Genomic DNA, 20,767 nt, shown 5'->3' with positions numbered 1-20,767 from the left:
CCACTGTGGGATTACGGAGTTGGGTACCGGCCGAGGTCGACACCACCAAGCCGAGTGCCGCGCGCGTGTACGACGCTTACCTGGGCGGCGGCCACAACTTCGCCGCCGACCGCGAGTTCGCCCGGCGGGCCGAGGAGGTCCTGCCCGGCGTGACCGCGGCCAGCAGAGCCAACCGCAAGTTCCTGCGCCGGGTCGTCGGCTTCGCCGCCGAGCGGGGCATCCGGCAGTTCCTGGACATCGGCTCGGGCATTCCGACCGCGGGCAACGTGCACGAGATCGCGTTGCAGGCGAGCAAGGACAGCCGCACCGTCTATGTGGACAACGAGGCCGTCGCCGTGGCCCACAGCGAGCTGATGCTCGCGGACGTGCCCCAGGCCGCCGTGATCGACGTCGACCTCCGGTCGCCCGGCGAGGTGTTCAGCCACGCCGTCACCCGCGAGATGCTCGACTTCGACCGCCCCGTCCTGCTCCTCATGCTGGCCGTCCTGCACTTCGTCCCCGAACCCGCCGACCTCGGGCCGCTGATCTCCAAGTACCGCAACAAGCTGGCCCCCGGCAGCATGCTCGCCATCAGCCACGCCACCGGCGACCACCGGCCGCGCGCCGAGGAGGAGGGGCTGGTCAACCTGTACGCGACCAGCACCAACACCGCCGTAGGCCGGTCCCGCAAACAGATCACCGCCCTCTTCGGCGATTTCGACCTGGTCGCCCCCGGCGCCGTCTACGTCCCCGAGTGGCGTCCCGATGACGGCGAGGCCGAGGAACACCCCGAGCGCTACCTCTTCTTCGGCGGCGTAGCCGTGAAGACCCCCTGACACCCCCGCGAGTCGCGCTCTCAAGCACACCGAATGTAAGTCTCAGGCACATGCCTGAGACTTACATTCGGTGTGTCCCAGAGCGCGACTCGCGGGGGTTCAGCGCCAGGGCGGGCCGCTGGGGGTGGTCATCGCCAGACCTTGATCAGCTTCGCCGAGTGCGGGGCGAGGTTCACGCTGTATGAGTTGGTGAACTTGCCGACCTGCTGGTGTGACCACATGTCTCGCACCTCGGCCTTGCCGTGGAAGCCGAAGTCGGACCAGTTGGCGGTCACCGTCGCCGGCGAGGTGTCCAGGTTGAACAGTGCCACCGTGTACGAACCGTCGGCGTTGCGCACCCACCAGGTCTGCTGCGGGGTGTGCGCGACAACGGGCTTGGCCACGCGACCGGCCTGGTCCTGGGCGATGACCTCGTCGTTGGTGAGCAGGGACAGACCGTACGAGTCGAGCTTGGTCAGGTCGTCGCCGGTGTAGAGCGGCGCGGCCTCGATCGCCCACAACGTCATGTACAGCTGGCGCTCGTCGTTGCTGAGGCCGTCCATGGAGCCGACGCCGACGTCCAGCGAGTCGAGGTTGTTCCAGCCGCCGGGGCCGGCGTCGCCGACCCACGGCACGACGTCGTCGAACCGCTTGACCAGCGAGTTCTGCCACGTCACGAGCGTGCCGCAGTAGCACTCGACGTCGGTGTCGACCCGCCAGCCGTTGCTGTACCGCTGCCACGTGCTGACGTAGTTGTGGTCCAGCGACCAGGAGAGCAGGAACTGGATGTCGCGGCCGGTCTGCACCAGGGCCTTGGACCAGGCGGCGACGTCGGCGGTGTTGTCGTAGTTGGGGCCGGACTTGTCCGAGCCCGGACCGACGCCGTCCAGCTTGAGGAAGTCCACGCCCCACTTGGCGAACATCTGCGCGATGGAGCCGATCCACTTGGCGGCGCAGGGGTTGTCGAAGTTCAGCTTGTACGAGCTGTCCCAGCCGTTGGTGGTGCGCAGGTCGGGGTAGACGACGTCACGCGTGTAGCAGCCGGGGGCGCCGTAGATCGGCGAGTTGCCGCCGTTGTACGCCTCCTTCTCCATGCCCACCGGCATGTAGATACCGACCTTCAAGCCCATCGAGTGAATCTTGCGGGAAGTCGCGGCCATGCCGTCGGGGAAGCGTGCGGCGTCGGTCAGCGGCCGGGCGTACTGGTCGTACTCGGGCCTCCAGTCCCACTTGCGCCACCAGCCGGCGTCGATGTTGACGTACTGGTAGCCGTGCGAGCGGAGCTTGGTGGCCATCACCCGCGCCTGCTCCAGAACGTGCTGCTCGGTCAGCCAGCTGTAGTCGCCCTGGGTGTTCACCCCGGGGTACTTGGTCGACTGCAGGCTCCAGCTGCTCCACCCCAGGTACGGTGTGGGCGCCGGCGGTTTGCTCGGGGTTCTGGCGGCCTGCGCGGGCGCGAGCCCGGCCAGCATCGTGAGCAGCGCGGCGAGCAGGATGACCAAACGGGAACGGCGCATGGCGGCGCACTCCTGTCGAAAGGGGCTCATCACGGCGGCGGGATGCTGGCATGAAACTCCGCCACCGGTCGGGTGTCAAGGCTGTTAATTTCTGAAGGAAACAATGTTTGCTATGGTCAACGTCGTGTCAGCCGCGGTGCAGGTGTTCGCCGCGGTGCTGCGGCACGGCCCGATCTCGCGTGTCGAGGTCACGGCGCGGACCGGCCTGTCGCCCGCGGCGGTGACCAAGGCGGTGCGCCCGCTGGTGGACGCCGGCTACCTGGTCGAGCGCCCCGACGACCGCGCGCCGGCCCGGCTGGGCCGCCCGGCGATGCCGCTGCACGTGGTGGCCGAGCGCGCGTACTTCCTCGGCGTGAAGCTCACCGCCGACGAGGTGATCGCGGTGCGCACGGATCTGTGCGGCGTCACCCGCGAGGCGGTGCACCGCCCGTTGACCTCGACCGCCGTCGCCGACGTCATCGAGGTCGTCGCCGACGTCTGCCGTGGGCTGGCCGTCGGGCACGACGTGGCCTGCCTGGGCGTCTCGCTGTCCGGCGACGTGCTGCGCGACACCGGCATGGTGCGCTTCTCGCCGTTCCTGAACTGGCGGGACGTGCCGCTGGCCGACCTGGTCTCGGCCGCCACCGGCCTGCCGACCCTGATCGAGAACGATGTGCGGGCGCTGACCGTCGCCGAGCACTGGTTCGGCGCGGGCGTCGGCGTGTCCTCGTTCGCGCTGGTCACGGCCGGCACCGGCATCGGCTGCGGGCTCGTCGTCAACGACGTGCTGCTGCCGGCCGGCGAGCTCGGCCACGTGGCGATCGACGTGGACGGGCCCGAGTGCTACTGCGGCGGGCGGGGCTGCGTCGAGGCGCTCGCGGCGGATCGCGTGGTGCTGGCCGGCTGCTCGGCGGTCGTCGGGCGGCAGTTGACCATGGCCGAGGCGATCTCGCTGGGCCGCAGCGGCGATCCGGCCGTGCACGCCGTGTTCGAACGCGCCGGTCGCGCCCTCGGGCTGGCGCTGGCGGCGGTGGCGAACTTGGTCGGCCCGGAACGGATCGTGCTCACCGGCGAGGCCGTCGGCGGCTACGACCTGTACGCCGACCAGATCCGGCAGGCCCTGGCCGCGCAGGCCTTCGGCGCCGCCGCGGCGTGCGAGCTGGTGGTCCGGCCGCTGCCGTTCGACGAGTGGGCGCGCGGCGCCGCCGTCGTCGGCATCCAGGACCTGATCACGCGAAGTGGGGCAGCACGTGGCTCAACAGGTGCGGTGACGCTGCCAGCGCGGTGAACCGGATGAACCGGCCGGCCAGGGTCACCCCCACGAACACCAGCACGGACATCCGCGCCACGCCGGCCAGCACGGTGGTCGCCATGAACGGCGGCATGCCGACCACGGAGCTGACGCCGGTGGTCGCGATCATCAGCTTGGGACGCTTCTCGCACTGTGCCCGCAGCGCCCCGAACCACACGCCGACCTTGGCCCACGCGGTCGTCCACCAGGTCTGGCGGCGGGGTTTGTCCTTGGGCTGCAACCACGTCGGCAGCGTGATCCGGCCGCGGGCGGCGAAGAAGTAGAGCAGCTTGCCGACGACCTGGCCGACCGCCACCACGCCGCCGAGGATCCAGCACGCGATCGGCGGGTGGTGCCCGTTCGCGATCATGCCGACCAGGAACAGCTCCACGCTGATCAGCGGGCACAGGGCCGAGCCGACGGCGACGCCCAGGGAGAGCAGCAGCCACAGCAGCACGGCGCTTTCCTCCCCGGACCGGATGATCACTTCCCGGACCGAGGTTACCGGAGTCGCGCTGGCATCGGAGTCGTGCTACGGGCCCATTCCCGGTGGGTTTTCCTCCACCTGGAGGACTACCTCTGGGTCGCCTCGAAGTACTCGTTCAGGACCCCGGCCAGGTTCTCCGACGCGCCGCCGGTCATGCCGATCAGGGCCTTGTTGCCCTTGCCGTCGGCCGGCACGGCGAACATGTTGATCGCGGTGGTCACGTTGTTGTAGTCCAGCAGGTTCCACGCCCACCACTTGGGCACGTCGGTGCCGCTGACCCCGGCGTACTTGCGCTGGGCGACCGGCGCGATCGTGGCGTCCTCGCCGTAGAGGTCGATCGTGTTGGGCTGGGCCCGCCAGATGACCTCGCCGTTCTGCATGATCTCGGAGACCTCGAACGGCTGGTTGTACCGGCCGAAGTTGTCCACGGAGCTCAGCGCCGACGCCGCCCGCAGCGGCGTGGTGGCCAGCGCCTTGGTGCCGGGGATGAAGTCGAAGCCGGTGTCCTGGTAGTGATCGGCCGGAATGGCCTTGCGCAGGAAGCTCTCCACGTCGTCGCCGAGCGGGCCGGCGGCGGAGAAGGCGTCGTTGAAGGCCTGCTTGAGGTAGTCCGGCCCGCCGTAGAAGCCCAGCACCGCACCGGTCTTGTCGTCGACCGAGGCCAGTCCGATGTGGACGTTCTGGTCGGCCGGCCTGCTGGAGTCCAATTTGGACAGTTGGTCGCTCGCGGCCTTCTGCGCCGCCTGCATGTAGTCCTGACGGAACGTGGTCACCACGGTGTAACCGCCGCGGGCCACGGTGTTGGAGTCCGGCACGTTCGGATCCTGAGCGTGCAGGCGGTCCAAGTTCTGCATCGCCGCGTCGACCATGTAGCCGTTCATGCCGCCCATGTCGTCCGGCTCGTACTTGACCGGCGTCGGGAACTGCATCGAGGCCCGCTGCTGCGCGGAGATCTCGTGCTCGGCGACCATGCCGTCCAGCACGTACTTCCACCTGTCCTGCAACGCCTTCGCGGCCTTCGGGTCCTTGTCCGCGGTCGCGTAGTAGTACGGCGACTGGATGATCGCCGCGATGTAGGCGGCCTTGGCCGGGTCGGTCAGCTGCGTGATGTCGACGCCGAAGTACGCCAGCGAGGCCGATTCGATGCCGTAGGCGCCGCGGGCGAAGAAGATGGTGTTCAGGTAGTCGACCAGGATGGCGTCCTTGGACTTCACCTGGTCCAGTTTGATCGAGACCAGCACCTCGTTCAGCTTGCGGGACAGCGTCTGCTGCTGGGTGAGGTAGTAGTTCTTGACGAACTGCTGGGTGATCGTCGAGCCGCCCTGGAGGTTGCCGTCGCCGCTGCTGGTGACGTCGTTCTTGAGGGCCCGCAACAGGCCCATCGGGGAGACGCCCGGGTCGCTGTAAAAGGTGCGGTCCTCGGCGGCGAGCACGGCCTGCCGCACCACCAGCGGGATCTGCTCGAAGGTGACCGGCCGGCGGTTCACGCCGACGTGCGTGATCTGGGTGGACGCGTCGGCGTAGGTGAAGATCGTGGCCTGCTGCAACGCATCCTTGTTGGGCTCGGGGATCTGGACCGTGGCCACCGCCACGAAGAAGCCGGCGACCAGGCCGACCACCACGGTCATCGAGGTGCCCAGCACGAGCTTCCACGAGGGCAGCCAGCGGCGGATGCCCCGCTTGTTCCGCCGCGGGTAGTCGATGAGGCGCACTCGGTTGTCCTTCCCCAATCCCGACTGTTCGGGGGGTACGACTCCGTTGACGCCTCGGGGGTTGTCCCGGGTTCAGGAATTGATCAGTTTCAGGTCGACGGGACCGGTCACGCGGGCCTCGCGCAGCGGCCGGCCACCGGCGTCCAACGTGCGCACCACGCCGTCGGTTTCCCAGCCCACCGAGCGGTAGAAGCCCAGCGACGCGCGGTCCGCCTCCGGCACCCAGCTCACGCCCCGTGTCGCGCCTCCGTTGCGCAGCGTTTCCGCCGCCGCCGCGAGCAGCCGGCCGCCGTGGCCCCGCCTGCCCCAGCGGGGTTCCACCAGCAGCGTCGCCACCAGCCCGGTGGTGTCCGCGTCCGCCGGCAGCGTGCCGTCCGCCTCCGCGACCTCGCTGTCCGGGGCCGGGCCCACCACGCAGAAGCCCACCGTCCACTCGCCCTCGGTCGCAACGTGCACCGTCGCCGTGCCCTGCTCCACCAGCTCCCGGACCGCGTCCACCGGGTCGAGCCCCGCCAGCACCTCCGCCGGCAGGAGATCCCGGTAGGCGGTGCGCCAGGTGTCGCGCTGGATCCGCGCGATCTCCTCGACGTCGGCGAGCACGGCAGGTCGGACAGACGCTTCAGCCACGGAGAAAACCTAGCGGCCGGCGCAGGCGCCCCGGTCGGTGGTGTCCCGTGAGGCCGCGCCGGTGCCTGGAGCGGTTGCTGGATTTCGATCGTGCGCCGTCCGACGCGCCCCACCACCCAGGCGGACGCGCGCGATCGAAATCCAGCAAGCGAAGGCACCGGATCAGAGCGGCCGAACCGCCCCGCCGAAGGCGGGGCCAAAGAAACTGTCAGGGGTGCGTGGCAGCATCTTTCGGGTGCTCAAGATGTCTCACTTGGCGGCCCGGCGGACCGCTCTCGCCGCGCAGGGGTTCGCCCAGGCGCGGCCCAACGGCGCGGTGACCAGGCGACACCTCCAGGGGGTGCTCGCCCGGACGCAGGTGCTCCAGCTGGACTCGGTGAACGTCGCGGTGCGCGCCCACTACGCCCCGCTGTTCAGCCGGCTCGGCAACTACCCGGCGGGCCTGCTGGACGAGGCGGCGTGGTCGCACAGCACGCGGCGGCCGCGGATGCTCGTCGAGTACTGGGCGCACGTGGCGTGCCTGATCCCGGTGGCGGACTGGCCGCTGCTGCGGTGGCGAATGCGTGCGCACAAGGAACACCCGAACGCGTACTGGCAGAGCGCGGGCGGGGAGCGGCTGGCCGAGGAGGTGCTGACGGCGGTGAAGGACCTCGGCCCGATCACCGCCGGCGCGCTGGAGGACGAGCTGGGCCTGAAAGTGGCGCGGGAGAAGGCGCGCGGCGGCTGGTGGAACCGGTCGGACGTGAAGCGGACCTGCGAGTACCTGTTCGCCACGGGGGAGCTGACCACCGGCACGCGCCGGGGCTTCGAGCGCTACTACGACCTGACGGAGCGGGTGCTGCCGCCGGAGGTCTACTCGGCGCCGGAGATCTCGGGGGAGGACGCGGCCCGGCAGCTGATCGCGAAGTCGGCCGCGGCGCTGGGCGTCGCGACCGAGCCCGATCTCCGTGACTACTACCGGCTCAAGCCGTCGCGGTCGCAGCAGGCGGTGGCGGATCTGGTGGAGGAGGGCGTGTTGGAGCCCGTCACGGTGGACGGGTGGCGGCACCAGGCGTATCGGCACGTCGATGCGCGCACGCCGCGGCGAGTCGAGGCGCGGGCGCTGCTCTGCCCGTTCGATCCGCTGATCTGGGAGCGGGACCGCACGGAGCGGCTGTTCGACTTCTTCTACCGCATCGAGATCTACGTCCCGGAGCCGAAGCGGGTGCACGGCTACTACGTGTTCCCGTTCCTGCTCGGCGAGGACCTGGTGGCCCGCGTCGACCTCAAGGCCGACCGCGCCGCCGGCGTGCTGCGGGTGCCGGGCGCCTTCGCGGAGATCGGCGTCGATCACGCGCACGTGGCGCACGAACTCGCCGAGGAGCTGCGGCTGATGGCCGACTGGCTCGGCCTGGACGGCGTCGTCGTCGGGAAGCGGGGTGATCTGGCGCCCCGCCTGGGCGCCCTGGTCTGACCCCCCACTCAATGCGGTCGGGCCGCACAAATCCCGGGTGTCTGGGTGCCGACTCCCTGGCACCCGGGAATCCCCTCCCCGCACGATGGACGGGCTGGGGAGGGGATGCGGCCCGGGACCGCCCCACGGAGGTTGGGCGGCCCCGGGAGCCTGGGCGGGGTACGCCTTCCACCTCCCCCCGGTGGAAGCCGTACCCCGTCACCCCCAGCGCCGGTCAGCCGACCGCGGTGGTGATCACCGCGTTGCCGGAACCGGTGCGTCCCCGGATGGTGAGCTTGGGCTCCTGGGCCGGCGGCGTGGACGACACGTCCAGCTCGCTGCGCGCCTGGCCGGCATGCGACACCAGGTCGACCTGGGCGGCGGTGCCGGACCGCACCGCCACCCGAAGCTCCCCGCTGCCGGTGACGAGCTCGATGGCGCCGCAGGCGGCATCGGCCACGGTGACGTCACCGGTGCCGGTGCGCACCATGACGTCGGACTGCACGGCCCCCAGCCACACGTCGCCGCTGCCGGTGAACAGGGCGCTGCGGCCGCCGACTGACGACACCTCGATGTCGCCGGAGCCGGACTTCACCCGGACGCCGCCCATCATCGGGCCGAGGCGGACGGCCGCCGAGCCGCTGTTGACGCTGGCGACGCCGTCGGCGCGGTCGACGCTGACGTCACCGGTGCCGCTGATCACGTTCAGCCGGCCGGCCGACCCGGTGGTGACCAGCGACGCGGAGCCGCTCTTGGACTCCACGTGCGAGCCGTTGGGCGCCTCGATCACGATCGCCAGCGGCACGGCGCGCATCGGCAGCGGCTTCGGCGAGGCCACCACCAGGCGGCTCGCGGTCAGGTCGATCCGGGTCTGCCGCACGGCGTCGTCCGGCGAGCCCTCGGCCGGCGTGCCGAACTGGCCGCTGACCCAGTTGATCAGCCCGGACAGCCCCGGCACCCACTGGTCGGCGGCGTCCGCGTCGTGCCGCACGGTCACCCGCACGCCGGTGCGCTCGGTCAGCCGCACCTCGATCCGGCCGGCGCCGATCGCGACGTCGATCTCGATCGGGCCGGACGCCTCGAACTCCTCCTCGCGGACGAACCAGCCGTCCTCGCCGGGTGCGCTCTCGGTCTCGGTCATCGTCTCCACCCCTCAGCCCTCGACCCAGCCGCTGACGCGCGAGCCGCCCTGGCCGCCGCGTCCCTGGCCCGGGCCCTGGTCGTTCCATCCCGGCCAGCCGCGGCCCCCGCCGTGGCCGCCCCAGTTCCGGTTGTCGTCCCACCACTGGCCGCGGTTGCGGCCCCGGCCGCGCCCGCCCCGGTGCTGGTTGTTCAGCGCCCCCTGCACGGCCTGCGCCACGAAGGCGTTCAGCGACTGCCCCTGCGCGGAGGCGGCCTGCTCGGCCTTGGCCTTCAGCTCCTCCATGAGCCGGACCGTGATGCGGCTGATGTCGCCGGTCGGGTCGCCGATGAAGGCGGCGCTCGCGGCGGTGTCCTCGGCGGTGGGCTCGTCGGCCGGCGCGGTGGAGGTGACCACCACGTTCACGTCCCGGCCGTCCAGCCGCAGGCTGACGACGTGGTCGTCGAGCGACGCGGTGACCTCGGCGGCGAGGTCCGACAGCGCGTTCATGATGGCCAGCCGGACGGCCGGCTCCAGCGCGGCGGACAGCACGGCTGCGGTGCGGCGGGTCTGGTCGTCCCCGGCTGCGGCGGCGGTCGTGAGGTCCTCGCGCAACGTTGCGATGTACGGCGTGAGATCCATGACGTCACTCTGACATCACTCGTGACGTCAGTCAAGGGTTGTGACGTCAGTGGTGGTGTCGCCATGATGTCACGGTCACGGTCGTCTACGCTCGGGTGAATCGCCACCGGGGAGTAGGAGACACAACTCGTGACCGAGACGGTGCCGCTGAAGGTGCAGCTCATCGCCAAGACGGAGTTCTTCCCGCCGGCGGACGTGCCCTGGTCCACCGACGGTGACGGCGGCGAGGCGCTCGCCGAGTTCGCCGGCCGCGCCTGCTACCAGTCGTGGTCCAAGCCGAACCCCAGGACCGCCACCAACGCCGGCTACCTGCGGCACATCATCGAGATCGGCCACCTGTCCGTGCTGGAGCACGGCACGGTCAGCTTCTACCTGAGCGGGCTGTCCCGGTCGCTGACCCACGAGCTGATCCGGCACCGGCACTTCTCGTACTCGCAGCTGTCCCAGCGCTACGTGCCCGAGCGCGACGCAGCCATGGTCGAGCCTGACGTCATCGCCAACGACCCGGAGCTGCACGCCAAGTTCGTCGAGGCGGCCGAGGCCAGCGTCAAGGCCTACAACGAGCTGCTGGAGGGCCTGGAGAAGAAGTTCGCCGACGTGCCCAGCGGCACGCTGCGGCGCAAGCAGGCCCGGCAGGCCGCCCGCGCGGTGCTGCCCAACGCCACCGAGACCCGCATCGTGGTCACCGGCAACTACCGGGCCTGGCGGCACTTCGTCGCCATGCGCGCCACCGAGGGCGCCGACGTGGAGATCCGCGCGCTGGCCATCGAGTGCTTGCGCCAGCTCAAGAAGGTCGCCGCGAACGTGTTCGAGGACTTCGTCATCTCCACGCTGGGCGACGGCACCGAGGTGGCCTCCAGCCCGTTCGTGACCGAGGGCTGACCGATGGGCGTGGCGAGCGAGGAACGCCGGCTGATCTGCGAGGCGTTCGAGGACCTGGGGCCGGACGCCCCGACCCTGTGCGAGGGCTGGACCGCCCGCGACCTGGCCGCGCACCTGGCCGTCCGGGAGCGGCGCATCGACGCCTCGCCGGGCATCGTGCTCAAGGCGTTCGCCCCGCACACCCAGCGGGTGCAGGACTCCTACGCCGAGAAGCCGTGGCCGCAGCTGATCGACCTGGTGCGCAGCGGCCCGCCGGCGCTGTCGGTGTTCGCCATCCCCGGCTTCGACGAGCTCGCCAACACCGTCGAGATGTTCGTGCACCTGGAGGACCTGCGGCGGGCCCAGCCCGACTGGGAGCCGCGGGCCCCGGAGCCGGTGCGCGACGCCGCGCTGTGGAAGATGCTGTCCCGCAGCAGCAAGCTGACCTTCCGCAACAGCCCCGTCGGCGTGATCCTGCGCCGTCCCAACGGGAGCGAGGTCGTCGCCAAGCGCGGCCCGAACACCGTGACGATCACCGGCGAGCCCGGTGAGCTCGTGCTGTTCCTGTCCGGACGGGACCAGGTGCGCCTGGAGTTCGACGGCGAGCAGACCGCGGTGGCACGGGTCAAGGGCCTCGATCGCGGCGTGTGACTGTGTGTTTGGCGCCGCCTTCGGCGTCGCGGCTCGGCCCCTTGGGGCCGGGGCCTCGCCCTTGCTGGATTTCGATCAGCCGCATCGGGCTCGGTGGTGGGTGCGGTGGGTGGCGGCCGATCGAAATCCAGCAACCGTGCGAAGCATCGGCGGGGCCTCGCGACCGGGTCGGAGGGCTCCAAGGCCTCGCGATGCTGGTCCGTGACCTGACCGGGTAGCGTCTTGGCCATGACCGGGAGTCCCACCAGCGCACCAGGACGGCCCTTCGGCCGGGTGCTCACCGCCATGATCACACCGTTCGACCGGGACGGCGCGCTCGACCTGGACAAAGCCCAGGAGTTGGCGGCCCGGCTGGTGGACCTCGGGCATGACGGGCTCGTGGTCAACGGCACCACCGGCGAGTCGCCGACCACCACCGAGGGCGAGAAGGCCGAGCTGGTGCGGGCCGTGGTGGACGCCGTCGGCGACCGCGCGACCGTGGTCTCCGGCGCCGGCAGCTACGACACCGCGCACTCGGTGCGTCAGGTGCAGCTGATCGAGAAGGCCGGCGCGCACGGCATCCTGTCGGTGACGCCGTACTACTCGCGGCCGCCGCAGGCCGGTGTCTACGCCCACTTCCGGGCCGTCGCCGACGCCACCGGCCTGCCCGTGATGCTGTACGACATCCCGGCGCGCGCGGTGGTGCCGATCGAGGTGGACACCATCCGCCAGCTCGCCGACCACCCGCGCATCGTGGCCGTCAAGGACGCCAAGGGCGACCTGCTGGCCGGCAGCGAGGTGATCTCCGGCACGGATCTCGCGCTGTACTCCGGCGACGACCCGCTGAACCTGCCGTGGCTGTCCGTCGGCGCCGTCGGCATGGTCAGCGTCATCGGGCACGTCGTCGGCCACCGACTGCGCGCCATGGTCGAGGCCGTGGAGGCCGACGACCTGGCCGGCGCTCGGGCCGTGCACAACGAGCTGCTGCCGCTGCACCGCGCGATGGCCGCGATCGGCGGCGTGATCTTCGCCAAGACCGCGCTGCGGCTGACCGGCATCGACGTCGGCGAGCCGAGGCTGCCGCTGGTGCCGGCCACCGCGGAGCAGACCGCCATGCTCGCCGATGTGCTGCGCTCGCTGGGCCTGGAGGTGGCCGCATGACCGACGTGATCATTCCCTCTCGTCCGAGCAACAACCCGCCCCCGCTGGCCGACGGCGGCCTGCGCATCGTCGCGCTGGGCGGAATCGGCGAGGTCGGCCGAAACATGACCGTGTTCGAGCACGCCGGCCGGCTGCTCATCGTCGACTGCGGCGTGCTGTTCCCCGAGGACATGCAGCCCGGCGTCGACCTGATCCTGCCGGACTTCCGCGCCATCGAGGACCGCCTGGACGACATCGAGGCCATCGTGCTCACGCACGGCCACGAGGACCACATCGGCGCCGCGCCGTTCCTCCTGCGCAGCCGCCCCGATGTGCCGGTCATCGGCTCCAAGTTCACGCTCGCGCTGCTGGCCGCCAAGTGCAAGGAGCACCGGCTCTCGCCCGTGCTGGTCGAGGTGGCCGAGGGCGAGCGCACCCAGCACGGGCCGTTCGAGCTGGAGTACTTCGCCGTCAACCACTCCATCCCGGACGCCATCGCGATCGCCATCCGCACCGCGGCCGGCCTGGTCCTGCACACCGGCGACATCAAGCTCGACCAGCTGCCGCTGGACAACCGGCTCACCGACCTGGCCGGCTTCCACCGGCTCGGTGACGAGGGCGTCGACCTGTTCCTGGTCGACTCCACCAACGCCGAGGTGCCCGGCTTCGTCACCCCCGAGCGGGAGATCGGGCCGGTGCTGGACCAGGTCATCGGCAAGGCGACGCAGCGGGTCATCGTGGCCTGTTTCGCCAGCCACGTGCACCGGGTGCAGCAGATCCTCGACGTCGCGGTGAAGCACGGCCGCCGGATCGCGCTCGTCGGCCGGTCCATGGTCCGCAACATGGGCATCGCCGCCGACCTGGGGCTGCTGCACGTGCCGGACGGGCTGCTCGTCGACCTCGACGCCGCGATGCTGATGCCCGAGGACGAGGTCTTGTTCGTGTCCACCGGGTCGCAGGGCGAGCCGCTGTCGGCGCTGTCCCGGATGGCCCGCGGCGAGCACCGGCAGATCTCCATCCGCTCCGGCGACACCGTCGTGCTGGCCAGCTCCATGATCCCCGGCAACGAGACCGCCGTGTTCGGCGTCGTCAACGGCCTCGTCCGGCTAGGCGCGCACGTGGTGCACCAGGGCAACGCCAAGGTGCACGTGTCCGGCCACGCCGCCGCCGGTGAGCTGCTGTTCCTGTACAACGCGGTGCGGCCCAGCAACGTGATGCCCGTGCACGGCGAGTGGAAGCACCTGCGGGCCAACGCCGAGCTGGCCATCCGCACCGGCGTCGCCGCCGAGCAGGTGGTCATCGCCGAGGACGGCGTCGTCGTCGACCTGGTCGACGGCAAGGCCGCCATCTCCGGGCGGGTCGAGGTCGGGCACGTCTACGTGGACGGCCTGTCGGTCGGCGACGTCGGTGAGTCCACCCTGTCCGACCGGCTCATCCTCGGCGAGGGCGGCTTCATCAGCATCACCGTCGCCGTGGACACCGCTAGTGGCCGGGCCGTCGCGCCGCCGACCATCTCCGGCCGCGGCTTCTCCGACGATCCCAAGGCCCTGGACCAGGTCGTGCCGCTGGTGGAGATGGAGCTGTCGCGGACCGAGGCCGAGGGCATCACCGACACGCACCGCATCGCCCAGGCCGTGCGCCGCGTCGTCGGCCGCTGGGTCGCCGAGTCCTACCGCCGCCGGCCGATGATCATCCCCACGGTGATCCCGGTCTGAGTTCTCACAGCGCCGGCGGGGTGTCCGGCTCGATGCGACGGCCGGCGGCGACCTGCACGATGGCGGCGCCGGCCAACAGCACGACGGCCCCGACGACCTGACCCCAGGTCAGCACCTGGCCCAGCACCCACCACGCCGCCAGCGTGGCGACGAGCGGCTCCACCAGCCCCAGCACGGACGCCGCGGCCGACGGCAGGTGTCGCAGCGCCACGACCCCGGCGACGTACGCGAAAGCCGTGCTGACCAGCGCCAACAGCACCAGGCCCAGCCACACCGGGCCGATCACCGTGGGTGTCGTCATGGCGTGCCACGGCAGCGCCCACGGCGGGCTGACCAGGCTGATCAGCACCGCGCCGACCACCATGCCGCCGGTGGTCAGCGCCAGCGGGTCGCCGTCCTTGGCGGCGTGCTCGCCGATCAGGTAGTACGCGGCCGTGCCCACCGCCGCGCCGAGCCCGGCGAGCGTGCCGACCAGGTCGAACCGCACCCCGTCGAAGAGCTGGGCGATCATCGCCAACCCGACCAGCGCCAGCACGGTGCCGACCCACATCGAGGCGGGCAGGCGGGTGCGCCGCACGAACCGGATCCACAGCGCGACCAGCACCGGGGCGAGGAACTCCAGCACCATCGCCACGCCGACCGGGATGCGGGAGACCGCCACGAAGTACAGCAGCGGGCTGCCGATCACGCCGAGCAGGGCGTAGCCGAGCACGAGCCGCCACGACGCCGGCCTCGGCAGGCCGGTGAACGGGGCGACGAAGGCGAGCAGCACGAGCGCCGTCAGCACGATGCGGACGGCCGTGACCTGGAGCGGCGTGAAGCCGGCGTCGTAGGCCACCTTGGCCGGCAGCCCGGAGAAGCCGAAGGTGATCGCGGAGAGCAGGCTGGCCAGGGTGGCGCGGACACGTGCGGTGGTCACGGGGCCAGTCTCGATCAGCGAGTTGCGCTGCCGTGACGTATGTGACGGAAGTGAAAGGGCTACCGTAGGGGCATGGCAGGCCGGACGACGACTTCGAAGCGGACCCCCACGCGCGGGAGAAGCACGTCCAAGCCCCGTCCCGCGACCAAGCCCCGGGGCAAGGCGGCGGCACGGAAGCCCGCCGCCAGCCCGGCGAAGGCGAGTTGGGGCGTCGTGGCCAAGGGCCTCGGCGGCATCGCCCGCGCGGTCGGGCGGACCAAGGAGCTCGACCCCGCGCACCGCCGGGACGGCCTGGCGATGGTGATGATCGGGCTCGGCGTGATCTTCGCCGCGGGCGTCTGGTGGCACGCCGGCGGCCCCGTCGGCGGCTGGCTGGACATGGCGGTGCGCAGCGTCATCGGCGCCGCCGCCTACGTGCTGCCGCTGGTGCTGCTGTTCATCGGCGTCGTGCTGATGCGGTCCGACCCGCTGCCCGAGGCGCGGCCCCGCATCGTCTTCGGCATGGTGCTGCTCGGACTGTCCGTGCTCGGCCTGCTGCACCTGTTCCTCGGCGCGCCCGAACTCGCCTCCGAGAGCGGCGACGCCGGCGGCGCGCTCGGTTGGCTCGCCGGGCATTTCCTCGCCCAGGGCCTCACCGGCTGGGTTGCCGTGCCGCTGCTCGGACTCGTCGCCGTGTACGGCGTGCTGCTGCTCACCGGCACGCCCATTCGCGAGGTGCCGAACCGACTCCGTGCGCTGGTCGACCAGTCGGCCACGCCGTCGACTTCGACGTCGCCGTCGGCTTCGGAGGCCACACCCACCGACGACGTCACCGAGAAGGACAGCTCGGCTGTGCGGCTGCGGCGGCCGTCGCGACGCCGTCAGGCCGCCGACGCCGAGGAAGCGCCGCAGCAGCTGGAACTTCCGACCGACGAGCCCGAACCGGTCGCCCGGCCCGTGGCCAAGCCCGCCGCGCCGCGCAAGGCCCCCGCCGCGGCAGAGAAGCCTGTCGCGCCACGAGCCGTCGAGGGCGACTACACCTTGCCGTCGCTGGACATGCTCCAGGCCGGGGATCCGCCGAAGTCGCGTAGCCGGGCCAACGACTCCATGATCGAGGCCATCACCGGCGTGCTGGAGCAGTTCTCCATCGACGCGCAGGTCACCGGCTTCACCCGCGGCCCGACCGTCACCCGGTACGAGGTCGAGCTCGGGCCGGGCGTGAAGGTCGAGAAGATCACCGCCCTGACCAAGAACATCGCGTACGCCGCCGCCACCGACAACGTGCGGCTGCTCGCGCCGATCCCCGGCAAGTCCGCCGTGGGCATCGAGGTGCCCAACAGCGACCGCGAGATGGTCCGGCTCAGCGACGTCCTGAAGGCGCCCAGCACCGTGCAGGACCAGCACCCGCTGATCGTCGGTCTGGGCAAGGACATCGAGGGTCACTTCGTGACCGCGAACCTGGCGAAGATGCCGCACCTGCTGGTCGCCGGCTCCACCGGCTCCGGCAAGTCGAGCTTCGTCAACTCGATGCTGGTGTCGCTGCTGGCGCGGGCCACGCCCGACGAGTGCCGGATGATCCTGATCGACCCGAAGATGGTCGAACTCACGCCGTACGAGGGCATTCCGCACCTGATCACGCCCATCATCACCCAGCCGAAGAAGGCCGCCGCCGCGCTGGCCTGGCTGGTGGAGGAGATGGAGCAGCGGTACCAGGACATGCAGGTCAACAAGGTCCGGCACATCGACGACTTCAACCGCAAGGTGCGGTCCGGCGAGATCACCGCGCCGCCCGGCTCCGAGCGCGAATACCGGCCGCGGCCCTACATTCTCGCCATCGTCGACGAGCTCGCCGACCTCATGATGACCGCGCCCCGCGACGTCGAGGACGCCATCGTCCGCATCACCCAGAAGGCCCGCGCCGCCGGCATCCACCTGGTGCTCGCCACCCAGCGGCCGTCGGTGGACGTCGTCACCGGCCTCATCAAGACCAACGTGCCGTCCCGGCTGGCCTTCGCCACGTCGTCGCTGACCGACTCCCGCGTCATCCTCGACCAGCCCGGCGCCGAGAAGCTCATCGGCATGGGCGACGGCCTGTTCCTGCCCATGGGGGCGGCGAAGCCCGTCCGCATCCAGGGCGCCTACGTCGGCGACGACGAGATCAACAACATCGTGGCCTTCACCCGGGAGCAGGCCCAGCCCGACTACACCGACGGCGTCACCTCGGCGAAGTCCGCCGAGAAGAAGGAGATCGACGCCGACATCGGCGACGACCTCGACCTCCTCGTGCAGGCCACGGAGCTCATCGTCACCAGCCAGTTCGGCTCCACGTCCATGCTCCAGCGCAAGCTCCGCGTGGGCTTCGCCAAGGCCGGCCGCCTCATGGACCTCCTCGAGACCCGCGGCGTCGTCGGCCCCTCCGAGGGCTCCAAGGCCCGCGAGGTCCTCATCAAGCCCGACGAACTCGACTCCGTCCTGTACACCATCCGCGGCGGCGGCGTCCCCGGCGACGACCCCGAGGAAGAGGAGTAACCCTCAGTTCTCGCGCGGAACCCTGGCCATGGCGTTTCTGACGGTCGTGGCCAGGTCCGGCACCTTCATGCCCAGCTTCTGCAACCGTTCCGCTACGTCGGTGATTGGTTCGGAGCGACGACGGCTGGCGTGTACCAGATGGGCCAACGTGACCGGCTTGTCCGGATCTAGATAAAGACCTGTGGAAGCCTGGCGAAGCAGTGTCAGATCGGGGAAGCCGGTGAGATCGGGTAGCTCTGCGAATGCCATTCTGAAGCCTAGGCTCGTGAGCCTGGCGACCACTTGCTCGGGTGGCAGGTACAAATCTGCGTAGGCTTTGATCAAATGGTGCGGCTGAACCGGTAGTCTGGTGTCGAGCCAGGGGCCGCGGCCGTCCAGGTCGACGCTGATGAGTTCCAGGTCGTCGGTCGACAACTCCCTGCGAACGTTTGGAGGTGTCAATCCTACGTTTACTACGTACTGTGTGACTTCGTCGATGTCGAGATCGAGCTCTTGGGCGATGTAGTGCAGGTGTCCCAGGGCGATCGGCTTGTTTGTGTCATCGATGTCCTCCAGGAGTAGGTTATCTATGCGGTCTGCAAACTTGATCTCCCCGGTGTACGTGACGAATTTATCCAGTCCGACACCCATGTGACGTGCTGCGGCAATCACGTCGCCGATCGAATTGCTGGCCTTAATTGGGCCATCTGGTGGTGGTGGTGACACCCTGATGTCATAGTGTTCCGCCACTTTGATCGCGTCGGCCAGGGGGAGTTGTATCCTTCTTGCCGTTGTTGCGAGGTGGTGATACGGCATGACCTCGGACTGTGGGTGCCAGCCGGTCGAGTGGGGATCGGTGGTGGCGAGTAGGGCTATTTCGGCTCGGTATGTGCGCCAGTGGTCGTTTGAGTACAGCCCGGCTTCAATACCTTCGATACCCAGCTTGCTCAAGCGTAAGGCGATCTCCTGGGCTGACCTTCCGAACTTCTCGGCAGTGGAGACGATGTGTCCCGGCGTCCTCAGTTGCTTCGTTGACCGCCAGTTGGGGCTGCCGAGGAGAAATGCGTCGGACGGTCTTGGTTGGAGAAGTGTGCCGGCCGGCATGGCGTCCGGTGCCAATGCGGCAAGGCTGTCCGGATCGCCGTTTGCGAGCAGTCGTCAGAGTAGTATATGGTCCAGTATGGTGTCATGCACGGATGTTTTGGTGAGCTGTCGCCCGAATTTGGGGGCGATCGTGCGGTCTTCAGAAAATCGGCGATGTTCGGGGTAGTGGTCGGTAATAAGATCCGCGAGTTGGGGGTTTTGTCGCCCGAGGCGGTCTATCCAATCTTTCGAAAGGAGGAGTTTTGAGTCGGCGAGGTAGGCGAGTGCGGCCTTCTGTAATTTGGTGACGCGAGGGCCGACGTGTTCCAGGATCTCCTTTCGATCTGTCGACGGGGATGGTGCCTCGCGGCCCGTCAGATTGACGAGCGTACCCAGTTCCTCGTACGTCGGATCGTCCGATTTGGGTGTGACGTGCAGACCGTCGATAAGTAGGCCACCGCCTTTCTCGCACCAGAGAACCTGGCCGCCGGTGGTGGATGCGGTTTCTCCGTGTGCGTTGTAACCGCCGTCATCGCGAAATCCTTCACGGGGCTTGAAGATGCCAGGATCCCACCGCTGGTTGAGCTCCCCGTCCTCGGCGGTGGTCTCAAACTCCGCGACGGCCAGCAGGCGGGTCAGAATGGCGACGCAGGATTCGGGAAGACTGCGGTTTAGGTGCAGGCGGACCTTGGTGCCGATGGTTCCCCGTTCAGCGGTCTCTTTGATCTCGAAGAGCTGACCGGGACCGATGATCTTGACGGTCAGCTCCGCGCCCGCGTGCCCGGTTTTCCTGTCCATGCGGCACGTGGTGACGGTGATCTCGTTGGCCAGCATGAAGTAGCTGTGCACGCCGATGCCGAAGCGGCTGTTCGGGTGCAGCTCGATCGGCGGGTTCGCGCGTGACCACTCCACCTGCTCACGCCGGAACTCGTCGAGGTCGGCGAAGCGGGCACCGGCCTGGGCGAAGGCACCGACAAGTTCCGCGTGGCCCATGCCGATGCCGTTGTCGACGCAGTCGAGGTAGGGGCCAGAGGCGTCGACACCCTGCTTGAAGGCGATCTGACCGATCCAACGCGACTCGCGGTCGTCGGTGGTCGCGTCCAGGTACATCTCCCGCGCCCGGCGGTAGCGGCATGCGTCGAGAGCGTTCTGGTACATCTCACGAATCGCCAGACTCCGGTCGTGGTAGAGCTGAACGCCCATCACCAGCTCCCGCAGCCGCTCCTCGTCGATGGTGAACCGGCTCCAGCCGCTGAACGCCTCCTTGCCGTCCGGCCCCTTGGCGGCGCGGATGCTGCCGCCGATGGCACGCCCCGGCAGTCGTCGCAGGGGATGGAGGACGGTGGGGTCCTCTGCGGCGCGGCGAACGGCGTGCAGGAACTCGTCGAGGTGGTTTGTGTGTTCGTGTAGTGCCGCGGCAACGGCGGCGTGATGACATTTCGCGAACGGCAGCAGGCAGCCGGCATGGACCTGCCAGAACACCGCTGACACGGTTTCGTGTAGATGGTCGAGCACCGTCGGACCGTGCCATGTGATGACGCTGGACAGGTCGGTCGTGTCGATCGTCTTGCGATACGCGATGGCGAGGACGAGGCTGAGGAGCGGAAGACTGAGTGGTTGCTCGTCGCCGGTTCCGCCGTGGATCGTCTGCTGCTCGTTCAGTTCGTTGATCCGCGACCCCTCGCAGAGTTGGTGCGTGTCAAGGCGAAGGCCTTGCAGGAGTACTGCCGCCCGCTCGGACTTGAACTCCTCCAACCCGTCGATCTCCTCGAGCACGGTGTTGATCGCGTCGGTGGCGAGCACGTCGGCCTCGAGCCACAGCCAGCGGTGCCGCAGCCACCATCGGATCTCTTCGTGCTCCTTCATTCGGGCGGCAAGCCGGCTGTCGACCTTTGCCAGCTCCTTGTCGGGAACGGCGGGCAACCTTCTCTCAGCGGCGCGCCGCCACACTACTTCGTGCAGCAGCGGAATCAGTGCGAGCAGGGTCGCCTCGGCCTGGCTGAACATGTACTCCTCGCTGAGTCTGTTGACGACCCAGTCAACGCTCTGGGAGAAGCGCGTGACGAAGGAGTCGTCGAGCCAGCGGTCCTCGGCGGGAAGAGCGGGATTCAGCGCGGCCAGTTGGCCGGCGACAGCGATGGCGGGGGAGCGGTCGTGCGAGGGCTGCCAGGCCTTGGAGTCGTGGACCAGCCGGCCCCATGGATCGGTCGGCGGCGGGGCGGCCTGCGGCGATGCGTACTGGTGGATGCCCCCGTACACCGTGTGTGCCTGCACGGCGTTGGAGACGTGCCCGGAGATCGAGTTGTCGTTGCCACCGCTGGCCATCCGACG

At 69.7% G+C, this 20,767-nt stretch carries 17 protein-coding genes; 8 read left to right on the top strand and 9 right to left on the bottom strand.

Annotation, left to right across the window (positions count from 1 at the left end; genetic code table 11):
* Window positions 1-5: 5 nt before the first annotated feature.
* Entirely contained in the window at window positions 6-815 is an 810-nt protein-coding gene (locus tag BCF44_RS11500; protein WP_116174152.1) for an SAM-dependent methyltransferase, read from the top strand.
* 128 nt (window positions 816-943) lie between these two features.
* Here the strand turns inward: BCF44_RS11500 and BCF44_RS11495 are convergent, their stop codons facing one another.
* Complete coding sequence (locus BCF44_RS11495) at window positions 944-2,311, bottom strand: glycoside hydrolase family 27 protein (RefSeq protein ID WP_116174151.1); 1,368 nt, start codon at window positions 2,309-2,311, stop codon at window positions 944-946.
* A 124-nt stretch (window positions 2,312-2,435) separates the two neighbouring features.
* Here BCF44_RS11495 and BCF44_RS11490 point away from each other — a divergent pair, with 124 nt between their 5' ends.
* Complete coding sequence (locus tag BCF44_RS11490) at window positions 2,436-3,578, top strand: ROK family transcriptional regulator (RefSeq protein WP_246014949.1); 1,143 nt, start codon at window positions 2,436-2,438, stop codon at window positions 3,576-3,578.
* On the opposite strand, the gene BCF44_RS11485 is transcribed toward BCF44_RS11490, so the two are convergent.
* The 3 genes from BCF44_RS11485 to BCF44_RS11475 form a co-directional block, all read right to left on the bottom strand.
* Window positions 3,520-4,068, bottom strand: coding sequence for a hypothetical protein (locus tag BCF44_RS11485; protein WP_246014948.1), 549 nt, complete (start codon window positions 4,066-4,068; stop codon window positions 3,520-3,522). The genes BCF44_RS11490 and BCF44_RS11485 overlap by 59 nt on opposite strands.
* Before the next feature lie 86 nt (window positions 4,069-4,154).
* Window positions 4,155-5,780: a transglycosylase domain-containing protein gene (locus tag BCF44_RS11480; RefSeq protein WP_116174149.1), complete on the bottom strand. Its 1,626-nt coding sequence runs from the start codon at window positions 5,778-5,780 to the stop codon at window positions 4,155-4,157.
* A 72-nt stretch (window positions 5,781-5,852) separates the two neighbouring features.
* The gene (locus BCF44_RS11475) at window positions 5,853-6,407 is read right to left on the bottom strand and encodes a GNAT family N-acetyltransferase (protein ID WP_116174148.1); all 555 of its coding nucleotides are present in this window, start codon (window positions 6,405-6,407) and stop codon (window positions 5,853-5,855) included.
* Between the two features lie 244 nt (window positions 6,408-6,651).
* Here BCF44_RS11475 and BCF44_RS11470 point away from each other — a divergent pair, with 244 nt between their 5' ends.
* A complete protein-coding gene (locus BCF44_RS11470) occupies window positions 6,652-7,860 on the top strand; it encodes a winged helix-turn-helix domain-containing protein (protein WP_116174316.1) in 1,209 nt (402 codons plus the stop codon).
* A 214-nt stretch (window positions 7,861-8,074) separates the two neighbouring features.
* On the opposite strand, the gene BCF44_RS11465 is transcribed toward BCF44_RS11470, so the two are convergent.
* Entirely contained in the window at window positions 8,075-8,980 is a 906-nt protein-coding gene (locus tag BCF44_RS11465; RefSeq protein WP_116174315.1) for a DUF4097 family beta strand repeat-containing protein, read from the bottom strand.
* Between the two features lie 12 nt (window positions 8,981-8,992).
* Window positions 8,993-9,601, bottom strand: coding sequence for a toxin-antitoxin system HicB family antitoxin (locus BCF44_RS11460; RefSeq protein ID WP_116174147.1), 609 nt, complete (start codon window positions 9,599-9,601; stop codon window positions 8,993-8,995).
* A 129-nt stretch (window positions 9,602-9,730) separates the two neighbouring features.
* Here BCF44_RS11460 and thyX point away from each other — a divergent pair, with 129 nt between their 5' ends.
* The 4 genes from thyX (at window position 9,731) to BCF44_RS11440 (ending at window position 13,947) form a co-directional block, all read left to right on the top strand.
* Entirely contained in the window at window positions 9,731-10,483 is a 753-nt protein-coding gene (gene thyX / locus BCF44_RS11455) for an FAD-dependent thymidylate synthase (protein ID WP_116174146.1), read from the top strand.
* A gap of 3 nt (window positions 10,484-10,486) precedes the next feature.
* The gene (locus tag BCF44_RS11450; RefSeq protein ID WP_116174145.1) at window positions 10,487-11,113 is read left to right on the top strand and encodes a TIGR03085 family metal-binding protein; all 627 of its coding nucleotides are present in this window, start codon (window positions 10,487-10,489) and stop codon (window positions 11,111-11,113) included.
* Window positions 11,114-11,341: 228 nt separating this feature from the next.
* A complete protein-coding gene (dapA, locus tag BCF44_RS11445) occupies window positions 11,342-12,253 on the top strand; it encodes a 4-hydroxy-tetrahydrodipicolinate synthase (protein WP_116174144.1) in 912 nt (303 codons plus the stop codon).
* Complete coding sequence (locus BCF44_RS11440) at window positions 12,250-13,947, top strand: ribonuclease J (protein ID WP_116174143.1); 1,698 nt, start codon at window positions 12,250-12,252, stop codon at window positions 13,945-13,947. Before dapA ends, BCF44_RS11440 begins: the two co-directional genes overlap by 4 nt.
* 4 nt (window positions 13,948-13,951) lie before the next feature.
* Here the strand turns inward: BCF44_RS11440 and BCF44_RS11435 are convergent, their stop codons facing one another.
* Window positions 13,952-14,866, bottom strand: coding sequence for an EamA family transporter (locus tag BCF44_RS11435; RefSeq protein ID WP_116174142.1), 915 nt, complete (start codon window positions 14,864-14,866; stop codon window positions 13,952-13,954).
* A gap of 72 nt (window positions 14,867-14,938) precedes the next feature.
* Here BCF44_RS11435 and BCF44_RS11430 point away from each other — a divergent pair, with 72 nt between their 5' ends.
* Complete coding sequence (locus tag BCF44_RS11430; protein ID WP_116174141.1) at window positions 14,939-17,374, top strand: FtsK/SpoIIIE family DNA translocase; 2,436 nt, start codon at window positions 14,939-14,941, stop codon at window positions 17,372-17,374.
* Between the two features lie 3 nt (window positions 17,375-17,377).
* On the opposite strand, the gene BCF44_RS54715 is transcribed toward BCF44_RS11430, so the two are convergent.
* Window positions 17,378-18,472 (bottom strand): wHTH domain-containing protein, encoded by a 1,095-nt coding sequence (locus BCF44_RS54715; RefSeq protein WP_147328465.1) that lies wholly within the window; start codon window positions 18,470-18,472, stop codon window positions 17,378-17,380.
* Between the two features lie 39 nt (window positions 18,473-18,511).
* A complete protein-coding gene (locus BCF44_RS11420) occupies window positions 18,512-20,761 on the bottom strand; it encodes an HD domain-containing protein (RefSeq protein ID WP_116174139.1) in 2,250 nt (749 codons plus the stop codon).
* Between the last annotated feature and the right edge of the window lie 6 nt (window positions 20,762-20,767).

The organism is Kutzneria buriramensis (assembly GCF_003387475.1).
GTDB classification, from domain to species: Bacteria; Actinomycetota; Actinomycetes; order Mycobacteriales; family Pseudonocardiaceae; genus Kutzneria; species Kutzneria buriramensis.
Note: the sequence above shows the minus strand (reverse complement) of the source record. Positions and strands in the feature narration are given on the sequence as shown.

Coding starts and splice junctions, on each gene's coding strand:
- BCF44_RS11420 (WP_116174139.1), bottom strand. CDS start 20,761: ATGGCCAGCGGTGGCAACGACAACTCGATCTCCGGGCACGTCTCCAAC.
- BCF44_RS11465 (WP_116174315.1), bottom strand. CDS start 8,980: ATGACCGAGACCGAGAGCGCACCCGGCGAGGACGGCTGGTTCGTCCGC.
- BCF44_RS11440 (WP_116174143.1), top strand. CDS start 12,250: ATGACCGACGTGATCATTCCCTCTCGTCCGAGCAACAACCCGCCCCCG.
- dapA (WP_116174144.1), top strand. CDS start 11,342: ATGACCGGGAGTCCCACCAGCGCACCAGGACGGCCCTTCGGCCGGGTG.
- BCF44_RS11450 (WP_116174145.1), top strand. CDS start 10,487: ATGGGCGTGGCGAGCGAGGAACGCCGGCTGATCTGCGAGGCGTTCGAG.
- BCF44_RS11470 (WP_116174316.1), top strand. CDS start 6,652: ATGTCTCACTTGGCGGCCCGGCGGACCGCTCTCGCCGCGCAGGGGTTC.
- BCF44_RS11495 (WP_116174151.1), bottom strand. CDS start 2,311: ATGCGCCGTTCCCGTTTGGTCATCCTGCTCGCCGCGCTGCTCACGATG.
- BCF44_RS11460 (WP_116174147.1), bottom strand. CDS start 9,601: ATGGATCTCACGCCGTACATCGCAACGTTGCGCGAGGACCTCACGACC.
- BCF44_RS11430 (WP_116174141.1), top strand. CDS start 14,939: ATGGCAGGCCGGACGACGACTTCGAAGCGGACCCCCACGCGCGGGAGA.